Raw genomic sequence first — 17,920 nt, 5'->3', positions numbered from 1 at the left:
GCGCGGTGGGTCGAGGTGCCGTGCCGGTGTTGTGGCGCGGATGTCGGTCAGGGGAGGTTTCGGGCTCCGGGCAAGGCCTGAGCAAAGCGTCGCCCCGCCCTTGAATGATTCCAGCCATGCCGGTGCTTCGCCGTACCCGCGGAAGCCGTCCTTCCCGCACACCGCACTCTTAGGTATGCCTTGGCTAATTGATGGGGAGAAGGTGCATGTCGGGAGTCGTAGGACGCCGTGCCGGAGGGCTGGCCGTCGCCTTTCTCCTCTTGTTGCTGGCCGTACTGTTGAGCCTCGCGGTCGGCAGCCGTACCGTCCCTCCCTCGGTGGTCTGGGACGCCCTGCTGCACGGCGGTGCCAGCGACGACGCCCAGGTCGTACGGTCGTTGCGGGTGCCGCGGACGGTCATCGGCGTGCTGGCCGGCATCGCGCTCGCCGTCGCCGGAACGGTTCTGCAGGGCATCACTGGGAACCCGATCGCCGAGCCCGGCATCCTGGGTATCAGTCAGGGCGCCTCCCTGGGCGTCGTCTTCGCCATCGCCTTTCTCGGGGTGCACACCCTGACCGGGTACGTCAGGTACGCGTTCGTGGGCGCGGGGATCGCGGTGGTCAGCATCTACGCCGTCGTCGGCAGCGAGCGCGGTGGTGCGTCGCCGGTGAAGCTGGCGCTGGCGGGGGCGGCGATGAACGCGTCCTCGCCTCCGTCATCTCGGCCGTTCTCACCACCAACGCCCGGGCCCTGGACGAGTTCCGGTTCTGGGACGTCGGTTCACTGAGCGGGCGGGACGCCACGATCGCCGGGCAGGTCTGGCCGTTCCTGCTCGCCGGTCTGCTCCTGGTGCTGGCCATGGCCCGCGGCCTGGACGCGCTCGCGCTCGGCGATGACATCGCCCGGGGCCTCGGTCGCAACGTCGCGCTGCTGCGGGCGATGGGCGCCCTGGGCGCGATCGTGCTGACGGGTGCCGCGGTCGCCGCGGCCGGCCCCATCGCCTTCACGGGTCTCGCCGTACCGCACATCGCCCGCGCGCTCGTCGGGCCGGGCCACCGCCAACTGCTGCCCATGGCCGCACTACTCGGCCCGGTGATGCTGCTGCTGGCGGACGTCCTCGGCCGCGTCGTAGTACGCCCCTCGGAGGTGCCGGTGGCCGTCATGACCGCGCTGGCCGGTGTGCCGTTCCTGATCGTGCTGGTGCGGCGGAAGGCGGTGGCGGCCGTATGACGCGGACAGCCGAAACCCTCGAGCGCGAAGCCCCGGGGGTCCGCGCCTCTTGGCGTCCCGCCGGGCACGTCCTGCTGCGAGCGGGGCGCGGCAGTTTCCTGCTGCACCGCAGGGCGCTGGTGGTGGGCGACGTCCTGGTCGTCCTGCTGTGCGCCGACGTGGTGGCGTCCCTGTGCATCGGCCAGTCGTTCGTCGCGCCGGACGAGGTCGTCCGTGTCCTGCTGGGTCTGCCCAGTTCGCACGAACTGGTGGTGGCACGCTCCGGCTGCCGCGTCTGGTGCCCGGCCTGCTGGTGGGCATCGCCTTCGGCCTCTCCGGCGCGCTGATCCGGACCATGGCCCGCAACCCGCTGGCCAGCCCCGACGTCATCGGGCGTGACGCACGGCGCGGGCGCGGCGACGGTCGCCGCGATAGCTTTCGGGCTCACCTCGTACGTCGTCCTGCCGTACATCTCCGTCGTGGGCGGCCTCCTCGCCGCCCTGCTCGTCTATGCGCTCGCCTGGCGGGTGGCCTGGCTGCCTCCCGTTTCGTCCTCGTGGGTGTCGGCATCTCGGTGGCGCTCGGCTCGCTGACCCGGCTGTTCGTGACCAAGGGCGACTACCTCGTCGCCCAGCAGGCGAGGACCTGGCTGACCGGATCCCTCAACGGCCGCGGCTACGACCAGGCGACACCGCGGCGGGGACTTCGCGGACGCCGCGAAGAAGACCGCCGCCATGGGCACCGATGCCAAGCCCGGCCAGTGGCCCCGCACCATCACCCACGCCATGGGCGAGACCGAGATCAAGGCCCAGCCCAAGCGCGTCGTGATCCTCGACGTCGGCGAATTCGACAACGTCGTCTCCCTCGGCATCAAGCCGGTCGGCCTCGCCCCCACCGAGGGCTCCCCGGAACTGCCCTCGTACCTGAAGAACGACGCGGGCAGCCCGAAGAACGTCGGCACGATCAACAACCTCAACCTGGAGGCCATCGCCGAGCTTCAGCCCGACCTGATCCTGGGCAGCCGGCTGCGCGCCGCCGACAAGTACGACGAGCTGTCACAGATCGCCCCCACCGTCTTCTCCCTGCGCCCCGGCTTCACCTGGAAGGAGAACTACCTCCTCAACGCCGCCGCCCTCGACAGGACGGCGCCGGCCAAGGAGAAGCTCACGGCCTACGAGGAGAAGGCTGAGGCCCTGGGCGAGAAGCTCGGCGCGAAGAAGCCACCGTCTCGATGGTCCGCTTCATGCCCGACGGGTCATCCGCCTGTACGCCAACGCCTCGTTCATCGGCGCGATCCTCAAGGACTCCGGCATCCCCCGGCCGAAGAACCAGGATATCGAGGACCTCGCCGCGGAGATCGGCGCCGAGAACATCGACCAGGCCGACGCCGACTACATCTTCACCGGCGTCTACGGCGATCCGAAGGCCACCGACAAGTCCGCGGCAGCGCTGCTCCCGCGGTCGAGCCGGGAGCGATTGCTCGGGAGGGCCTCCGACCACCTCACGTTGTTCATGTTTATGAATAAGGATCAAGTACCCGTCTATTGACGTGCCCACGGCAGGCTCAATACCGTCCTAAGAAAGCGCTTTCCCCTTCCGGGTGCGGTCACCCGGCGATCCGGTCTGTTCACGTTTCCGAACCGACCGCATCGTCGCACCCGGACCTGCCGCGCAAGAAGGGACTTCGGCATCCCTGGTCGGACGAGCCAACCAACCTGGAGACGAACGATGCACCTGAGACACCTGACACCAGTCATCGCCTGCGCCGGCCTGCTGTCCGGCACGCTCGTCGCACTGTCCGGCACCGCGGCCCAGGCCGCGACCACCCGCTACGAGGCCGAGAGCTCCCCGGCGGTCTGCACCGGCACAATCGACTCCGACTGGACCGGCTTCTCCGGCAGCGGATTCTGCAACGGCACCAACGCGGCCGACGCGCACGCCCAGTTCACCGTGAACGCACCCGCATCGGGCACGGCGACACTGAGGGTCCGCTTCGCCAACGGAAGCACCACCGCACGGCCGGCCGGCCTGATCGTCAACGGATCCACGGTGCAGACGCCGTCGTTCGAGGGCACCGGCGCCTGGTCCACATGGGTCACCAAGACGTTGACCGTTTCCTTGCAGGCGGGCAGCAACACCATCCGGCTCAACCCCACCACCTCCGCCGGCCTGCCCAACATCGACTACCTCGAGGCCGAGACCGGCGATACCACCCCGCAGCCGACGGGCCCCGTGCTGCACGTCGCACCGAACGGCACCGACGGCGCGGCCGGAACCGAGGCGGCCCCCACCACCCTCACCTCGGCGATCTCCCGCATCACCCCCGGCGGGACGATCTACCTACGCGGCGGCACCTACCGCCACACGCAGACGGTCACCATCCCGCCGACCAACAACGGCACCGCGGGCGACCGCACGGAACTGGCCGCCTACCCGGGGGAGACCCCGGTGCTGAACTTCTCGGCGCAGAGCGAGAGTTCCTCCAACCGCGGACTCGCCGTGAACGGCTCGTACTGGCACGTCAAGGGCATCGTCGTCGAACGCGCCGGGGACAACGGCATCTTCGTCGGCGGCAGCAACAACATCTTCGAGCGCACCGTGACGCGCTTCAACCGGGACACCGGACTGCAACTGTCACGGATGGCCTCCACCACCCCCTCCAGCCAGTGGCCGTCCAACAACCTCATCCTGAGCGCCGAGTCGCACGACAACGCCGACTCCGACGGCGAGGACGCCGACGGCTTCGCCGCGAAGCTCACCTCCGGCCCCGGCAACGTCTTCCGCTACGCCGTGGCGCACAACAACATCGACGACGGCTGGGACCTCTACACCAAGACCGACACCGGACCCATCGGCGCGGTGACCATCGAGGACTCCCTCGCCTACAAGAACGGCACCCTCTCCGACGGTTCCCAGGCCGGCAACGGCGACCGCAACGGCTACAAGCTCGGCGGCGAGGACATCGGCGTCGACCACATCATCCGGCGCAACATCGCCTACGCCAACGGCAAGCACGGATTCACCTACAACCGCAACCTCGGCACGATGTCGGTGTCGGGCAACGTCAGCATCGACAACATCGAGCGCAACTACAGCTTCGACGGCGGCACCTCGGTGTTCCGGGACAACACCTCGTGCCGCAGCGGCAGCGGAACCAACGACCGGATCATCGGCAACGCCGACAGCTCGAACCAGTTCTGGTCCGGCACGAACGGCTCCCGCTGCTCCTCCTACACCGGCGCCCTCAACTGGTCCTTCGCCGCGGACGGCCGCCTGGTGGTGACCTTCGGCGGCAACTGACACCCAGCCGCCGCACCCGGCCCGTCCGGATCACCCGTACGGGCCGGGCTCGGGCCGAGGAACCCGCCGAGGCCGGCTGACACCTGCCGTCCCGCGCCGGGCGGCGTAATCCCCTCTACTCGCCGGCGCGGCACACGAGCAGCGGAGGGAAGAAGCCACTCTCCTGCGGCATCCGCCACCCGAGGTCGACAAACCCAGCCTCTGCTGCGAGGCCGGCCAGCCGGTCCTACTTGCGGATGTGGCGGCGGGCCATGCAGAGGCGGTAGGCGGGGCGGCGTCGCGGTTCGATGACCTCCTCGGTGGCGGACAGCGGCACCTGCCGGATCGGGTGGACGACTGTTCACCCGCGCCGCCTCGCGGGGTCCGTTAGCCGACTCGGTTTTGTCCCCGGTGCGCGCCGGCTGCGAGCGGTGCCGTCGCGGTCGGCCGGAATCATTAGCTGGTCAGCCTCGCGTCGGTGCTCGCCTGTCCCTTGGGCGGAGTGCCGCCTGGTCGGGGCAAGCGGTGCGGGCGGACACCGCGCCGATCAGGAGGAGGCGGGCATGGATCGACGCAGTCATGCCGTCTGTGACGCCCCAGCAGTCGGCGCCGACGCGGTGCTGTGAACACGAGCTCGGCGGTCAGTTGGTCCATGCCCGGGCATCAATTCCATGGTCATGCCTCTTGCAGCACTGGAGCCGGGTGCTCGCCCGAACCTCGGACGATCAGTCGCGTGGGGACGATGATGGTGCGGGCGCGGGAGCGGTCGCCGTCCAGGCGGGCCAGGGCGGTGGTCGCTGCCGTCCTGCCGATTTCTTCGGGATCCTGGGCGACGACGGTCAGGGCCGGTTCGAGTGCCTCGGCAAGCTCCACGTCGTCGAAGGCGACGACGGCGACGTCCCTCCGATTGCTGCGGGCGAGTTCGGTGACGATGCCGAGCGCGACGATGTTGTTGCCGGCGAACAGGGCGGTGGGGGGATCCGCCAGGCCCAGGAACTGGGCGGTTGCGGCGGAGGCCCCGTGCTGGTCGTGGGCGCTGGTGACCAGGGAGCGGTCGGCGGGGAGGTCGGCTTCCTGCAGGGCGGCGCGGTAGCCGGCGAGTCGCTCGCGGCGTGTGTAGAGCGTGGTGGGAAGGTCGCCGATGAAGCCGATGCGCCGGTGGCCGTGGGCGATCAGGTGGGTGACGCCCTCGTGGGCGCCCGTACGGTTGGAGCTGACGACGCTGTCCGTGGCCAGGCCCACTCCCGGGCGGTCGAGGAAGACGACGGGCAGGCCCGTGGCGCGGTGGGTCTTGAGGTGGGAGTGGTCGGCGCCGACGGACGGCACGACCATCAGGATGCTGATGCGGCGGGCGAGGAACTTGTCCGTCAGTGCGCGTTCGCGGTCGGGGTCGTCTGCGGAGGAGCCCATGAGCAGGGTTAGTCCACGGTCGCGGACGGTGTCCTCGATGCTGCGTGCCACGGCTCCGAAGAAGGGGTTGCCGAGGTCCGGGATGACCAGTCCGATGGTGGTGTCGGGTCCGCCGACACGGATGTTGCGCGCCATGAGGTTGGGCTGGAAGCCGAGCTTGGCCACGGCGGCGAGGACCTGTTCCCTGGTCCGGGGCGAGGCGGGTCCGTCCTCGTTGAGGACACGGGAGACGGTCTTGGCGCTGACGCCCACTTCTCGGGCGACGTCTGCCAGGGTGGGGCGGCGGTTCGCTGCCATGGAGGAAACGGTCTCCTGTGCTCGTCGGTTCCGGCCGCGGCCTTCGGCCGGAACCTGTGAGTGCTTCTGTCGTGGCGTCAGTTGGCCTGGACGCCCGCGGCCTTCGCGGCCGCGGAATCCGCTACGACAGTATCTCCGGCCGCATCGACGGAGAGTGCGCCGGTCATGATGGCGACGACCTCCGCCATGGAGTAGTCGGAGGGCTTGATCACGGCAGCGCGCCTGCCCAGCCGGTGGACGTGGATCCGGTCGGCGATCTCGAAGACGTGCGGCATGTTGTGGCTGATCAGGACGACCGGCATGCCCTTGTCCCGGACCCGGCGGATGAGGTCCAGGACCTGACCGGATTCCTTGACGCCGAGGGCGGCGGTGGGTTCGTCCATGACGACGACGCTGCGGGCCCAGGCGACGGAACGGGCGACCGCGACGGCCTGCCGCTGTCCGCCCGAGAGGGTCTCCACCGACTGGGTCAGCGAGCGCAGGCCGATCTTCAGGTCGGCCATGTGCTCGGCGGCCTCCTCGCGCATCCGCTTCTTGTCCAGCATGCGGAAGACACTGCCGAGGACGCCGGGGCGGCGGAGTTCGCGCCCGAGGAACATGTTCGAGGCGATGTCCATGGAGGCGGCCACGGCGAGGTCCTGATAGACCGTCTCGATGCCGTGGGCGCGTGCGCTCTGCGGCCCGGAGAAGGTGATGGGCTTGCCGTTGAGGCGTATCTCGCCCGCGTCGGGGACCACCGCGCCGGTGAGGGCCTTGATCAGGCTGGTCTTGCCGGCTCCGTTGTCGCCGATGACCGCGAGAACCTCGCCCGGCAGCAGGTCGAAGTCGGCGCCGTCGATGGCGGTGACGTGGCCGTAGCGCTTGACCAGACCGCGGGCCTGCAGCACGGGGGTGGGGGAGGAGGTGGCGGTCATCGGGCCTTCTTCCGGGAGAGCTGGTCGACGGTCACCGCGAGGATCACCAGGACTCCGGTGATCAGGGTCTGGTAGATGGAGGCGACGCCCATCAGCTGCAGGCCGTTGCGGAAGACGCCGACGATGAGCACACCGATGAAGGTGCCCAGCACCGAACCGCGCCCGCCGAAGAGACTCGTGCCGCCGAGGACCACGGCCGTGATGCTGTCGAGGTTGTCGGTCTGGCCGGCCTGGGGGTCGCCGACTCCGGTGCGGGAGATGAGCAGCAGGGCGGCGATGCCGTAGAGGACGCCGGCCGCGGTGTAGACGCCGATGGTCAGCCGGGAGGTGCGGATGCCGTTCAGCCGCGCCGCTTCCTGGCTGTTGCCCAGGGCGTAGACGTGCCGGCCCCAGCCGGTGCTGCTCAGCGCGTAGGCGAGGAGGAGGAACAGAGCGATGGTGACCAGGGAGCCGTAGGTGATGTCGGTGTGGCCGAGCGGGAAGGTCTGCCCGAGGGCCGTCAGCGGGCCGGGCAGGTTGGAGACCGTCTGCTCCTCGGAGTAGATGTGGGTCAGCGCGAACGCAACGTTGAGCATGCCGAGGGTGACGATGAACGGCGGCAGCGGGATCTTCTGCACCAACAGCCCGTTGAGCAGCCCGAACCCGCCGCAGACGACCAGGCCCAGGGCGATGGCGGCGAGCGGGGGCAGCGAGCCCTCGGCAGCCATCTTGGCGATCACGATGCTGCCGAACGCCATCACGGCACCGCACGACAGGTCGATGCCCGCGGTGAGGATGATCAGGGTCTGCCCGATGGCCAGGGTGCCGACGACCATGACCTGCTGCACGATCAGCGAGAAGTTGCCGCCCGTGAGGAACTGGTCGGTCGAGAAGGAGAAGAAGGCACAGGCCAGGAGGAGGGCGACCAGCGGGCCGGTGGTCGGTGCCGTGAGCAGTCGGCGGGCCGTGGTCGGGGCTTTGAGCTCGGCGTACGGCGAGGACGTGCCCGGGGGCGTGGTCGTGGCTGTCATGCGAAGTCCTTGTCGGAAGACAGAGGTCCTTGTCCGTCCCCGTCGGAGGACAAGGGAACGAGGGGGCGGCCGTCCCCGGTCGGGGAGGAGGGGGCGACCGCCCCGCTGAGGGGGAGAAGCGATGTCGTACGGTCCTCGGGGGGCGGCTCAGCCCCAGCAGTTCTCCAGGCCGTAGACGGTGTCCTTGGACGTGACCCCGTCCTGCGGCTTGTCGGAGATCAGGGTGACGCCCGTGTCGGTGTAACCGGACGCCTTCTTGCCGTCCTTGGCGAACGTCACGACGGCCTTGACGCCCTCGGCGGCCATCTTCAGCGGGTACTGCTGCGACGTGGCGGCGATCTTGCCGTCCTTGACCGCCTGGGTTCCGGTGCAGCCGCCGTCCACGGAGACGATCAAGACGTCCTTCTCCCGGCCCTTGGCCTTGAGCGCGGTGTACGCGCCGAGAGCGGCCGGTTCGTTGATGGTGTAGACGACATTGATGCCGGGCTCCTTCTGGAGGCAGTTCTCCATCGCCGTCTGGCCCTTGGCCTGGTCGCCTCCGGTGTCCTGGGAGCAGACGACCGCCGGGTCCTTCTCCTCGATGCCGAACCCCTTGAGGAAGCCGTTGTGCCGCTGGACGCCGACGGACACACCCGGCGCGAGGTCGAGGGTGGCTATCTTGGCGGTCTTGCCCTTCATGGCGGCCTTGGCGTACTCGCCGATCAGCTCGCCGGCCTTGAGGTTGTCGGTGGCGAAGAGGGCGTCAACCGCGCTTTCCGGCTCGGTCGGGGTGTCCAGGGCGATGACCAGGACGCCCTTGGCCTTGGCCTTCTCGATCGCGGGCACGATGGCCTTGGAGTCGCTCGGGGTGATCAGGATGCCCTTGACGCCGGCGGCGACCATGTTCTCGATGGCCGTGACCTGACCGGCGTTGTCGCCGTCGAACTTGCCGGCCGCGGTCATGAGCTTGACGCCCTCGGCCTTCGCGGACTTCTCCGCGCCCTCCTTCATCTTCACGAAGAACGGGTTGGTGTCGGTCTTGGTGATCAGACCGACCTTGACCTCGCCCGAACCGGCGGCGGAACCCGATCCGGAGCCGGATCCGCAGGCCGTCAGGGCGAGAGCCGCGATGCCCGTGCAGGCGGCGGCTCTGAGGAGGGAAAGGGGCAGTCGAGCGGTGCGAGACATGAACGACTCCTGCGGGATTGCGAGTGGCGCGGCCGGCATCGGGGAATGCCGTCCCGGGATGTCATCGCTGACTTATGTCATCGTTGACACTGCATGGCGAGGATGATGGACTCCGTCTCCTGGAAACGTCAATGCCCCGTACTCGTCACAAATCGGCAACGCCCCGCGGCCGTCGCCCGCCCGCAGCCGTCCGGCAGCTGCGCCACGACGCGTCCGGTCTGCCCGTATGTCCGTCAGAGAAGAGCAGCCCATGAGCCTGCGTCAGATCACCGTCCTGGGAGAGTGCGTCGCGGACGCGTTCGCCGAGCCCGCAAGCACCTCGAACGAACTCGCCCTGCGCGTCCTGCCCGGCGGCGGACCTGCGAACACGGCAGTTGCTCTGGCGCGCCTCGGCACCCCGGCCCGCTTCCTCGCGCGGATGTCCGGCGACGTGTTCGGCCGTCTGTTCCGGGCCCACCTGGAGGCGTCCGGGGTGGACCTGTCGAGTGCCGTCCGGGCCGCCGAGCCCAGCACGCTGGCCGTGGCGGAACTGGACGCCGAGGGGCAGGCCGCCTTCTCCTTCCATGCGCAGAACACGGCCGACTGGCAGTGGACGGCCGAGGAGCTGGCGCGGGTGGACCTGTCCGAAGCTGCCTGCGTGCACACCGGTTCCCTGGCCCTGGTGCGGGAGCCCGGCGCGGCGGTCGTGGAGGACTTCCTGGCGGCGGCCGCCCCCCGAGCGACCATCAGCATCGACCCCAACGTCCGGCCGCTGCTCGTACACCCCGACGTCTACCGTGCCCGGCTGGCGCACTGGTGCGCTCTCGCCGACGTGCTCCGGCTGAGCGAGGACGACCTGGAACTCCTACTGCCGGGCACACCGCCCGAGCAGGCGTGCGACATCTGGCACGCGGCCGGGGCACGGCTCGTCGTGATCACGCGTGGTGCCGACGGTGTCCTGGCGTCGCTCGACGGCGAACGGATTCAGGTGCCCGCGGCGGCGACGACCGTCGTCGACACGGTCGGGGCGGGGGACTCCTTCACCGCCGGGCTGCTGTACCACCTCGGCGCCCGTGGGCTCCTCGGCGGCCGGCTGACGGAACTCCGTCTCGACGACGTCGTGCAAGCGTGCCGGTTCGCCGTCCGGGTCGCGGCTCTGACCTGCTCGGTTGCCGGTCCCAATCCGCCGTGGCAGAGCCAGGTGGAGCAACACGCCGCGGCCGACCGCGTCTGACGGGCAGGCCCGCCGCCGAGGCCACATCACGGTCGAACTGTTGACGCGTCGGTCGGATTGCCCCCATGATCTGGCCATTCGATGTCATCGATGACACAAGTCAACGATGACACCCTTGTCGGTGTTGCGGACGTCGGCGCCGACAGGGCGTCACCTTTCGGCCGGTCCGCGCCGGGCAGCAGGCTCCGCTGCGCGGACGGCCGCGGCACAGGAGACACCATGAGCTCTGGACGTGTAATCCGGCATGCCCGCATACGGATGATGGCGGCGGTGGCCACCGTCTGCGCCCTGTCCGCAGCCCCGCTGGCCCCGCAGGCCGTCGCGGCCGACACCCCGCCGTACAGCGAGACCTACCGGCCCCAGTTCCACTTCACTCCGGAGAAGAACTGGATGAACGACCCCAACGGCCTCGTGTACTACAAGGGCGAATACCACCTCTTCTACCAGTACAACCCGAACGGCAACTCGTGGGGCGACATGTCCTGGGGGCACGCGGTGAGCAAGGACCTCGTGCACTGGGAGGAGTTGCCGCTCGCCCTGTCGCACGACGACGAGGAGATGGTGTTCTCCGGCAGTGCGGTCGTCGACTGGACCAACACCACCGGCTTCGGCACCAAGAAGAACCCGCCCATGGTGGCGATCTACACCAGCGCCTACAAGAACGGCGGCAAGCAGGCCCAGTCGCTCGCCTACAGCACCGACCGCGGCCGCACCTGGACCAAGTACCAGGGCAACCCCGTCATCGACATCGGCTCCAGAGAGTTCCGCGACCCCAAGGTCCAGTGGCACGAGCCGACCAAGAGCTGGCTGATGACGGTGTCGCTGTCCACCGAGCACAGGGTGCGGTTCTACTCGTCGAAGAACCTCAAGGACTGGGAGCTGCAAAGTGAGTTCGGGCCGCAGAGCGCGACGGGCGGCGTGTGGGAGTGCCCCGACCTGTTCCCCCTCGCGGTCGACGGGGACGAGAACAACATCAAGTGGGTCCTGGTCGTCAACATCAACCCCGGTGGTATCGCGGGCGGTTCGGCCGCCCAGTACTTCATCGGCGACTTCGACGGCAAGAAGTTCACCGCCGAGGACGAGGGCACCTACACTCCGCCCACCGGCACGGTGGTTCAGGACTTCGAGGACACCGAATTCGGTACGTGGACGACCACCGGCACCGCGTTCGGCGACGGACCGGCGGCCGGGGCACTGGCCGGGCAGGGGACCGTCGACGGCTTCGACGGCAAGGGCCTCGCCAACAGCTTCCACGCGGGTGACGGCACCACCGGCACCCTCACCTCACCCGAATTCACGGTCGACAGCAGCTACTTGAACTTCAAGGTCGGTGGCGGACGGCACCCGCACGAGCCCGGAACCGTCATGGAGCAGGGACCGCCGCCCGCAGGGACGGTCCTCGCCGACTTCGAAGGCGGCAGCTACGGCGACTGGACGAAGACCGGAGACGCCTTGGGCTCGGCACCGGCCACCGGCACCCTCCCCAACCAGCAAGAAGTGTCCGGATTCCTGGGCGACGGCCTGGTCAACACCTACCTGAACGGCGACTCCACCACCGGCACCCTCACCTCGCCCGAATTCACCATCGACAAGAACCACATCAACTTCCTCATCGGCGGCGGCCACCACCCCGCCGGCTCCGACAACCCCACCGCCCTCGAACTCCTCGCCGACGGCCAAGTGGTGCGCAGCGCCACCGGAAAGGACGCCGAGGCGCTCAACTGGGCTTCCTGGGACGTCGGCGACCTCGCGGGCAAGAAGGCGCGGATCAGGATCGTCGACGACAACACCGGCGGCTGGGGCCACCTCAACGTCGACCACATCATGCTGTCCGACACCAAGGCCCAGCCCGTCTCCCAGGAGACGTCCGTCAACCTGATCGTCGACGGCCAGATCGTCCGCAGCGCCACCGGCGCCAACAGCGAGAGCCTGGACTGGGCCTCCTTCGACCTGCGTCCCTACGCCGGCAAGAAGGCACGCATCCAGATCGTCGACATGAACACCGCCGGCTGGGGCCACATCCTGGCCGACCAGTTCACCGCCGCCGACACCCCCGCCAAGTCCGTCGTGCAGCGCGCCGACTGGGCCGACTACGGCAAGGACTACTACGCGGCGGTGTCCTGGGAGAACGCACCGGGCGGCAAGCGGTACATGATCGGCTGGATGAACAACTGGGACTACAGCGGCGCCATCCCCACCTCCCCCTGGCGCGGCGCGCAGAGCACCCCCCGGCAGATGGCCCTGCGCACGATCAACGGCCAGATCCGCCTCACCAGCAAACCGGTCAGCGGCCTGGAGTCCCTCCGGCAGAACGGCCCGGCGACGGCGGCCGGCGTCACCGTCATGAGCACCACAAAGCCCCTGATCGGCCCTGCGGCCAGGGGCAAAGCACTCGACATCGAGGCCACCTTCTCCCTCAAGGACGCCGAACGCTTCGGCCTCAAGGTGCGCACCGGCGCAGGTGGCGAGGAGACCGTCATCGGCTACGACGCCACGACAAAGGAGCTGTACGTCGACCGCACCCGCTCCGGCGCCGGGGACTTCCACAGCACCTTCCCCGGTGTCCAGACCGCACCGCTGAGGGCCAAGAACGGCAAGGTGAAGATGCGGATCCTCGTCGACTGGTCCTCCGTCGAGGTCTTCGGCGGCAACGGCGAGGCCGTGATCACCGACCAGATCTTCCCCGACCCCGCCAGCCAGGGAGTGCAGGTCTTCGCCGAGAACGGCTCGGTGAAGCTGGACCAGGCCCGCGTCTGGCACCTCGACTCCGCCCACGACTGACAAGGACACGAGACCGTGAAGAAGACCCTGCTCGCCGAGTTCACCGCCCGCGAGGGAGCGGAGGACGAGGTCGTCCGCCTGATCGGGGACTACGCCCGGAAGGTGCGCGAGGAAGACGGCAACCTCGCCTTCGACGTCTACACCAAGGCGTCGAGCCCGCGCGCCTACTGGATTTTCGAGGTGTACCGGGACGAGGACGCCTTCCAGGCGCACCTGAACGCCCCCTACGGCGGCCCGTTCAACGCTGCCCTCACCCCGCTGATCGAGGAGGACGCCTCCGTGCTGACCTTCCTCGATCCGGTGGCCTGACCGTGGTCGGCCCGCCTCGCGGGCCGACCACCACACGGTGAGCCGTACGGGCAGATGCGTGCCGTGGCCGAGTGATACGGAAGAACCTGCCTTGTCCGGGCCCGTGTCCCCTGGCCCGGCACGCTTCGCCCTTGGACAGTCCGGCGTCAAACCAGAGACGATGTGTGATCGTGGGGGAGTCGGGGAGCCACGGGCTTGGCCAACGACACGACGTTGCTGCTGGATCTCGACGGGGTGTCCGTCATACATGTTGAGCGGCTTGAGGACGGTACGCGCCGGGTCCATCCGGCCACGTCGGACGCCTCGGCGTGGCCACAAGGACGCGGCGTCGGGCCTCGTCGAGTGCGTTGCCTGAGAGCTTGACGACGTACCTCCACGAGTGCGACGCGGCATGGCGTACACCGAGAGGGCCCCAAGGCCCCCAGCCTCGCCGAGCGCGAGCACCTGACGTGCCAGGCCACCCGGTTCAACGCCCGCCGGTGTCGCTGGCGCACGCGACGAATGGTGCGGCTGCCGGGACGCCGGTCGGGATGTGCGAGTTTCTCCTCGACACCGGCGAGGCTGATCTTCTGTCCCTCGACTTCGCCGACACCACCCGGGGCGACGCCTGTGTGAACCCCTGCTTCGTCCAGGAGCAGATCCTGCTGGGGGTGGCTGCCCGGTGCCGGCGGTGAAGGCGGGCTCCTGAGCGGGATGCGGGGCGTGATCTGATGAGACCTGGAGCTTCAACCGGACCGTCGGCGAGCGCACCGAGGCCAACGGCTTCGTCGAGGGCATCATGATCCTCGACAGCCAGTTCACGAAGGCACCCGGCGGCGGAGTCTCCGCCGTGGCCACGACCGTGTTCAACGCGATGTTCTTCGCCGGGGTCAAGCCCGTGGAGTACGGCGCCCACTCCTTCTACATCGAGCGCTACCCGGAGGGCCGCGAGGCGACGGTCGCCTGGGGCAGTCTGGACCTGAGGTTCACCAACGACTCCGGCAACGCCATCTACATCCAGGCCGAGTCCACCGACACCTCGGTGACCATCAGCTTCCTCGGCACCAGGAAGTACGACGAGATCGAGTCGGTCACGGGGCCGCGCACGAACGTGAAGCAGCCGGAGGAGAAGGTGAGCACCGACAAGGAGTGCGTGCCGCAGACCCCGCTCGAGGGCTTCGACGTCACCGTGGAGCGGGTCTTCCACGACGACGGCCGGGAAGTGAAGCGGGAACCGTTCCGCACCCACTACACGCCGCGCGACGAGATCATCTGCGAAGCAGAGTCGAACGACTGAACCAGTTCACCTGGTAACCGGAGGATGCCCCGTCCTGAGGCGAGGGAGCAGGCCGCAGAGACCCAAGGCAAGCTCGACGCCCTCGCCACGGTGACGGCGGTGGGTTAAGTCGTTGAGGCCGATCAGTTCGGCTCCGTCTCACGGGCCAGAAGGTCGGCGCACGCCTCCTCGAAGCCTGTGGCACCGTGACTGCGGGGTTGCCGCTGGCTTCCTATGTGTTCAGGCGGCCGGGCTCCAGGCGTACGCAGCATCGGCCCGGTTCAGGCATCAGGCATGCTTCGAACCCGCCCTCCCCGAGTCCGGCAGGGACACCGCGCAGCAGGTGAAGGTTCATGCCGCACACCGTCTGGGTGTGTTCCTGGGCCAGTGCGTGGAAGGGGCAGTTCGCCAGAGCGACGGCATCGCCCTCGTGGCGTGGCTCGAAGCCGTACCGCTCCAGCAGCTCGAAGACGCTCGCCTTGTTCTGCTCGCCCAGTTGCGTGCCGAGTTCTTCGGCCTTGCGGTGCAAAACCTTCCGCACCGGCGCACCAGTGGCGTCGGATTCCTCCACGGCTTGGGCGAGCAGCCGTCCGGCCAGCTCGTAGCGGCGGTCCGGCAGGTTAACGGCGACCTGCTTCGCCGAGCGGCGGTAGAGCTTGGCCGGCCTTCCCGCGCCCGGTCCGGAGCGTCCGCTCCGGCGCTCGAAGGCGACGTCCAGCAGCGATTCGTCGGCCAGCCGGTCCAGATGGAACGCGGCGGTCTGCCGGGCCAGCCCGAGGGCGGCGGCGGCCTCGTCGCGGCTGACGGGGCTCGGCTGGCGCACCACGTGGTCGTACAGCCTCCTGCGGGTCGGCTCGTCGAGAGAGCCGTGGCGGAGACGTCCGGGTCGCGTACTTCCTTCGGGGCATCCACGAACGCTTCGGGGCTGGCTGGCTGGTGGCCGGCTGGCTGGCCGGCATCATGGTCAACCTGCTCACCATCCCGGACCACTACGACATCGCCCTGCGCGACTTCGGACTGCTCCTCGGCGCCGTCGCGCTCGCCCGGCGGTACCACGCCAAGCGGCAGCGGCTATGAACAGGCGCGGAGCGCACCAAACCCTTCCGGCGGGTGGAGCCTCACGGCACCACCCGCCCGTGCCGCGCCTCCTCGGATCGCCTGGAACCGTGATCAGCCGCGTGCCAGAGCGATGGAGCAGGCCCGATGAGATGGTGAAGCCATGGGAACGTCTCCCAGAACCGATCGCCATCGCCATCGCCCGGCGGTCTCGCGGGCCGGTGGCTATGCTCCGCTGCGCGACTACGCGGTGATCGGCGACGGCCGGGCCGCGGCACTGGTCGCCCGTGACGGGTCGGTGGACTGGCTCGGACTGCCGGATATGGACTCGCCCGCGGTGTTCGGCGCCGCGCTCGACGCCGACCGCGGCGGCCGGTTCCTCCTGGAACCGGCGGTGCCCTACCGCAGCGAACGCCGCTATCTGCCCGGCACGAACGTCCTGGAGACCACCTTCGTCACCCAGCAGGGCACTGCGCGGGTCACCGACGCGCTGACGCTGCACGACGAGGTCGCGCTCGCCCCGATGCGCGAGCTGCAACGGCGTGTCGATGGCGTATCCGGGGCCGTGCCGATGCGGTGGAGCGTGCAGCCCCGATTCGGCTACGGCACCCGCACCACGCGGTTGGTCCGGCGTGACGGAGTCCCGGTGGCGACAGCCGGTGCCGACGCGCTCGCCATATGCGCCTGGGAGGCCGGCGAACCCCGGTGCGAAGGGGATGCGATCAGCGGCAACTTCCTCGCGGCACCGGGCGGAAGTGCCCTGATCGCCATGCCGTTCGCTCATCAGGAACCGCTGGTCCTGCCAGCCCGCGCCGAATGCGACGCGCGCCTGGAGCGTACGTGCGCGGCCTGGCGTCGCTGGGCGGACGACCGGATCTACACCGGCAGGTGGCACCAGGCGGTGATGCGCAGCTTGCTGACCTTGAAACTGCTGGTCTTCGCCCCGTCGGGCGCGGTCGCGGCCGCGATGACGACCTCGCTGCCGGAACACCTCGGCGGGGAGCGCAACTGGGACAACCGCTACTCGTGGGTCCGCGACTCCGCCTTCACCCTGGCAGCCTTCCTCCGGCTCGGCTGCCCCGCGGAGGCACATGCCTACTTCTGGTGGCTGATGCACGCCTCCCAGCTCACCCACCCCCGCCTGCAGGTCCTCTACCGGCTGGACGGCGGCGCCCACACGACGGAACGGACTCTCCCGTGGGAGGGCTACCGCGGCTCGTCGCCGGTCCGCATCGGCAACGCGGCGGCCCATCAGACCCAGCTCGACACCTACGGCGAGCTGATGCAGACCGCCTGGCTGCACGCCCAGACCGCCGGACGGCTGGACGCGGACGTCGCCCGCCGCCTGGCGGAACTCGCCGACCTGGTCTGCGCCACCTGGCAGGACCCGGACTCAGGCATCTGGGAGGTACGCAGCACACCCCGCCACTTCACCCAGTCGAAGATGATGTGCTGGGTGGCGCTCGACCGCGCAGCACATCTCGCCGAGCGCCGCTGGATTCCGGACCGGCACCTGGACCGCTGGTACTCCGCCCGCGAAGAGATCGCCACGTTCATCGAGACCGGCTGCGTCTCGCCACGCCGCAACTGCTACGTGCGCTCCGCCGGCAGCGAGGACCTGGACGCCGCTGTCCTCCTCGGCCACCTCTACGGCTACGACGGGGACGTTCAGCGCATGCGGGCCACGATCAAGGCCGTGGGGCAAGAGCTGCGGCACGGGCCGTTCGTCGACCGCTACTCCGGCGAGGACGGCCTGATCGGGCCCGAGGGCGCCTTCCTCGCCTGCTCCTTCTGGCTCGCCGAATCCTTGGCCCGCACCGGACAGCTCACCCAGGCCACCGAATTGATGGACGACCTGGTCCATCTGGCCAACGACGTCGGCCTCTACAGCGAGGAGATCGACGCGGCCACCGGTGACTTCCTGGGAAACCTGCCCCAGGGGCTGAGCCACCTGGCGCTCATCAGCGCCGCCTGCGCCATCGATGCCGCCGGCAAGGAGGCGGGTAGGTGAGCGCGTGGGGAACGGCGGCGGGGGCGTTC

General features: G+C 69.3%; 12 protein-coding genes and 5 pseudogenes. 12 read left to right on the top strand and 5 right to left on the bottom strand.

From position 1 onward, the window contains the following. Window positions 1–206 precede the first annotated feature (206 nt). The 5 genes and pseudogenes from AQJ91_RS41085 (at window position 207) to AQJ91_RS41070 (ending at window position 4,489) form a co-directional block, all read left to right on the top strand. Window positions 207–1,210, top strand: a pseudogene (locus tag AQJ91_RS41085) (FecCD family ABC transporter permease). Next, the gene (locus AQJ91_RS58600; RefSeq protein WP_407697015.1) at window positions 1,207–1,536 is read left to right on the top strand and encodes a hypothetical protein; all 330 of its coding nucleotides are present in this window, start codon (window positions 1,207–1,209) and stop codon (window positions 1,534–1,536) included. The pseudogene AQJ91_RS41085 and the gene AQJ91_RS58600 overlap by 4 nt, the downstream one beginning before the upstream one ends. Then, window positions 1,488–1,817 (top strand): annotated as a pseudogene (locus tag AQJ91_RS58595) (iron chelate uptake ABC transporter family permease subunit); the annotation flags it as partial. The gene AQJ91_RS58600 and the pseudogene AQJ91_RS58595, both read left to right, overlap by 49 nt. A 67-nt stretch (window positions 1,818–1,884) precedes the next feature. Beyond that, a pseudogene (locus AQJ91_RS41075) lies at window positions 1,885–2,647 on the top strand (ABC transporter substrate-binding protein); the annotation flags it as partial. 270 nt (window positions 2,648–2,917) lie between these two features. Further along, window positions 2,918–4,489, top strand: coding sequence for a CBM35 domain-containing protein (locus AQJ91_RS41070; protein WP_107122670.1), 1,572 nt, complete (start codon window positions 2,918–2,920; stop codon window positions 4,487–4,489). A 654-nt stretch (window positions 4,490–5,143) separates the two neighbouring features. On the opposite strand, the gene AQJ91_RS41065 is transcribed toward AQJ91_RS41070, so the two are convergent. The 4 genes from AQJ91_RS41065 to AQJ91_RS41050 form a co-directional block, all read right to left on the bottom strand. Next, window positions 5,144–6,175, bottom strand: coding sequence for a LacI family DNA-binding transcriptional regulator (locus tag AQJ91_RS41065; RefSeq protein ID WP_067032993.1), 1,032 nt, complete (start codon window positions 6,173–6,175; stop codon window positions 5,144–5,146). Window positions 6,176–6,252: 77 nt separating this feature from the next. Next, a complete protein-coding gene (locus tag AQJ91_RS41060) occupies window positions 6,253–7,089 on the bottom strand; it encodes an ATP-binding cassette domain-containing protein (protein WP_067032991.1) in 837 nt (278 codons plus the stop codon). After that, on the bottom strand, window positions 7,086–8,099 hold the full coding sequence (locus AQJ91_RS41055) for an ABC transporter permease (RefSeq protein WP_067032989.1): 1,014 nt from the start codon (window positions 8,097–8,099) through the stop codon (window positions 7,086–7,088). Before AQJ91_RS41055 ends, AQJ91_RS41060 begins: the two co-directional genes overlap by 4 nt. 147 nt (window positions 8,100–8,246) lie before the next feature. Beyond that, the gene (locus AQJ91_RS41050) at window positions 8,247–9,266 is read right to left on the bottom strand and encodes a sugar ABC transporter substrate-binding protein (RefSeq protein ID WP_067032987.1); all 1,020 of its coding nucleotides are present in this window, start codon (window positions 9,264–9,266) and stop codon (window positions 8,247–8,249) included. A gap of 250 nt (window positions 9,267–9,516) precedes the next feature. On the opposite strand from AQJ91_RS41050, the gene AQJ91_RS41045 reads away from it, so the two are divergent. The 5 genes and pseudogenes from AQJ91_RS41045 to AQJ91_RS41030 form a co-directional block, all read left to right on the top strand. Continuing rightward, window positions 9,517–10,479 (top strand): carbohydrate kinase family protein, encoded by a 963-nt coding sequence (locus tag AQJ91_RS41045; RefSeq protein ID WP_067032985.1) that lies wholly within the window; start codon window positions 9,517–9,519, stop codon window positions 10,477–10,479. Between the two features lie 219 nt (window positions 10,480–10,698). Then, window positions 10,699–13,260: a glycoside hydrolase family 32 protein gene (locus tag AQJ91_RS41040; RefSeq protein ID WP_067032984.1), complete on the top strand. Its 2,562-nt coding sequence runs from the start codon at window positions 10,699–10,701 to the stop codon at window positions 13,258–13,260. Between the two features lie 15 nt (window positions 13,261–13,275). Further along, window positions 13,276–13,569: a putative quinol monooxygenase gene (locus AQJ91_RS41035; protein ID WP_067032982.1), complete on the top strand. Its 294-nt coding sequence runs from the start codon at window positions 13,276–13,278 to the stop codon at window positions 13,567–13,569. 530 nt (window positions 13,570–14,099) lie between these two features. Continuing rightward, window positions 14,100–14,243: a hypothetical protein gene (locus tag AQJ91_RS54100; RefSeq protein WP_159054773.1), complete on the top strand. Its 144-nt coding sequence runs from the start codon at window positions 14,100–14,102 to the stop codon at window positions 14,241–14,243. A gap of 35 nt (window positions 14,244–14,278) precedes the next feature. After that, window positions 14,279–14,845 (top strand): annotated as a pseudogene (locus AQJ91_RS41030) (VanW family protein); the annotation flags it as partial. Window positions 14,846–15,056: 211 nt separating this feature from the next. Here AQJ91_RS41030 and AQJ91_RS41025 read toward each other — a convergent pair. Continuing rightward, a pseudogene (locus AQJ91_RS41025) lies at window positions 15,057–15,736 on the bottom strand (helix-turn-helix transcriptional regulator). Window positions 15,737–15,760: 24 nt separating this feature from the next. Between AQJ91_RS41025 and AQJ91_RS54095 the strand changes: the two are divergent. Further along, window positions 15,761–15,901: a hypothetical protein gene (locus AQJ91_RS54095; RefSeq protein ID WP_159054772.1), complete on the top strand. Its 141-nt coding sequence runs from the start codon at window positions 15,761–15,763 to the stop codon at window positions 15,899–15,901. A gap of 142 nt (window positions 15,902–16,043) precedes the next feature. Beyond that, window positions 16,044–17,891, top strand: a complete 1,848-nt coding sequence (locus AQJ91_RS41020) for a glycoside hydrolase family 15 protein (protein WP_067032980.1) — start codon at window positions 16,044–16,046, stop codon at window positions 17,889–17,891. Window positions 17,892–17,920: the final 29 nt, after the last annotated feature.

Origin of the sequence: Streptomyces dysideae (genome assembly GCF_001514305.1) — a bacterium.
GTDB classification, from domain to species: Bacteria; Actinomycetota; Actinomycetes; order Streptomycetales; family Streptomycetaceae; genus Streptomyces; species Streptomyces dysideae.
Note: the sequence above shows the minus strand (reverse complement) of the source record. Positions and strands in the feature narration are given on the sequence as shown.

Excerpts from the sequence above, each read along its gene's own strand:
- AQJ91_RS41060 (WP_067032991.1), bottom strand. The coding sequence starts at position 7,089 with ATGACCGCCACCTCCTCCCCCACCCCCGTGCTGCAGGCCCGCGGTCTG.
- AQJ91_RS41040 (WP_067032984.1), top strand. The coding sequence starts at position 10,699 with ATGAGCTCTGGACGTGTAATCCGGCATGCCCGCATACGGATGATGGCG.
- AQJ91_RS41045 (WP_067032985.1), top strand. The coding sequence starts at position 9,517 with ATGAGCCTGCGTCAGATCACCGTCCTGGGAGAGTGCGTCGCGGACGCG.
- AQJ91_RS58600 (WP_407697015.1), top strand. The coding sequence starts at position 1,207 with ATGACGCGGACAGCCGAAACCCTCGAGCGCGAAGCCCCGGGGGTCCGC.
- AQJ91_RS41070 (WP_107122670.1), top strand. The coding sequence starts at position 2,918 with ATGCACCTGAGACACCTGACACCAGTCATCGCCTGCGCCGGCCTGCTG.
- AQJ91_RS41055 (WP_067032989.1), bottom strand. The coding sequence starts at position 8,099 with ATGACAGCCACGACCACGCCCCCGGGCACGTCCTCGCCGTACGCCGAG.
- AQJ91_RS54100 (WP_159054773.1), top strand. The coding sequence starts at position 14,100 with ATGTGCGAGTTTCTCCTCGACACCGGCGAGGCTGATCTTCTGTCCCTC.
- AQJ91_RS41065 (WP_067032993.1), bottom strand. The coding sequence starts at position 6,175 with ATGGCAGCGAACCGCCGCCCCACCCTGGCAGACGTCGCCCGAGAAGTG.
- AQJ91_RS41050 (WP_067032987.1), bottom strand. The coding sequence starts at position 9,266 with ATGTCTCGCACCGCTCGACTGCCCCTTTCCCTCCTCAGAGCCGCCGCC.
- AQJ91_RS41020 (WP_067032980.1), top strand. The coding sequence starts at position 16,044 with ATGGGAACGTCTCCCAGAACCGATCGCCATCGCCATCGCCCGGCGGTC.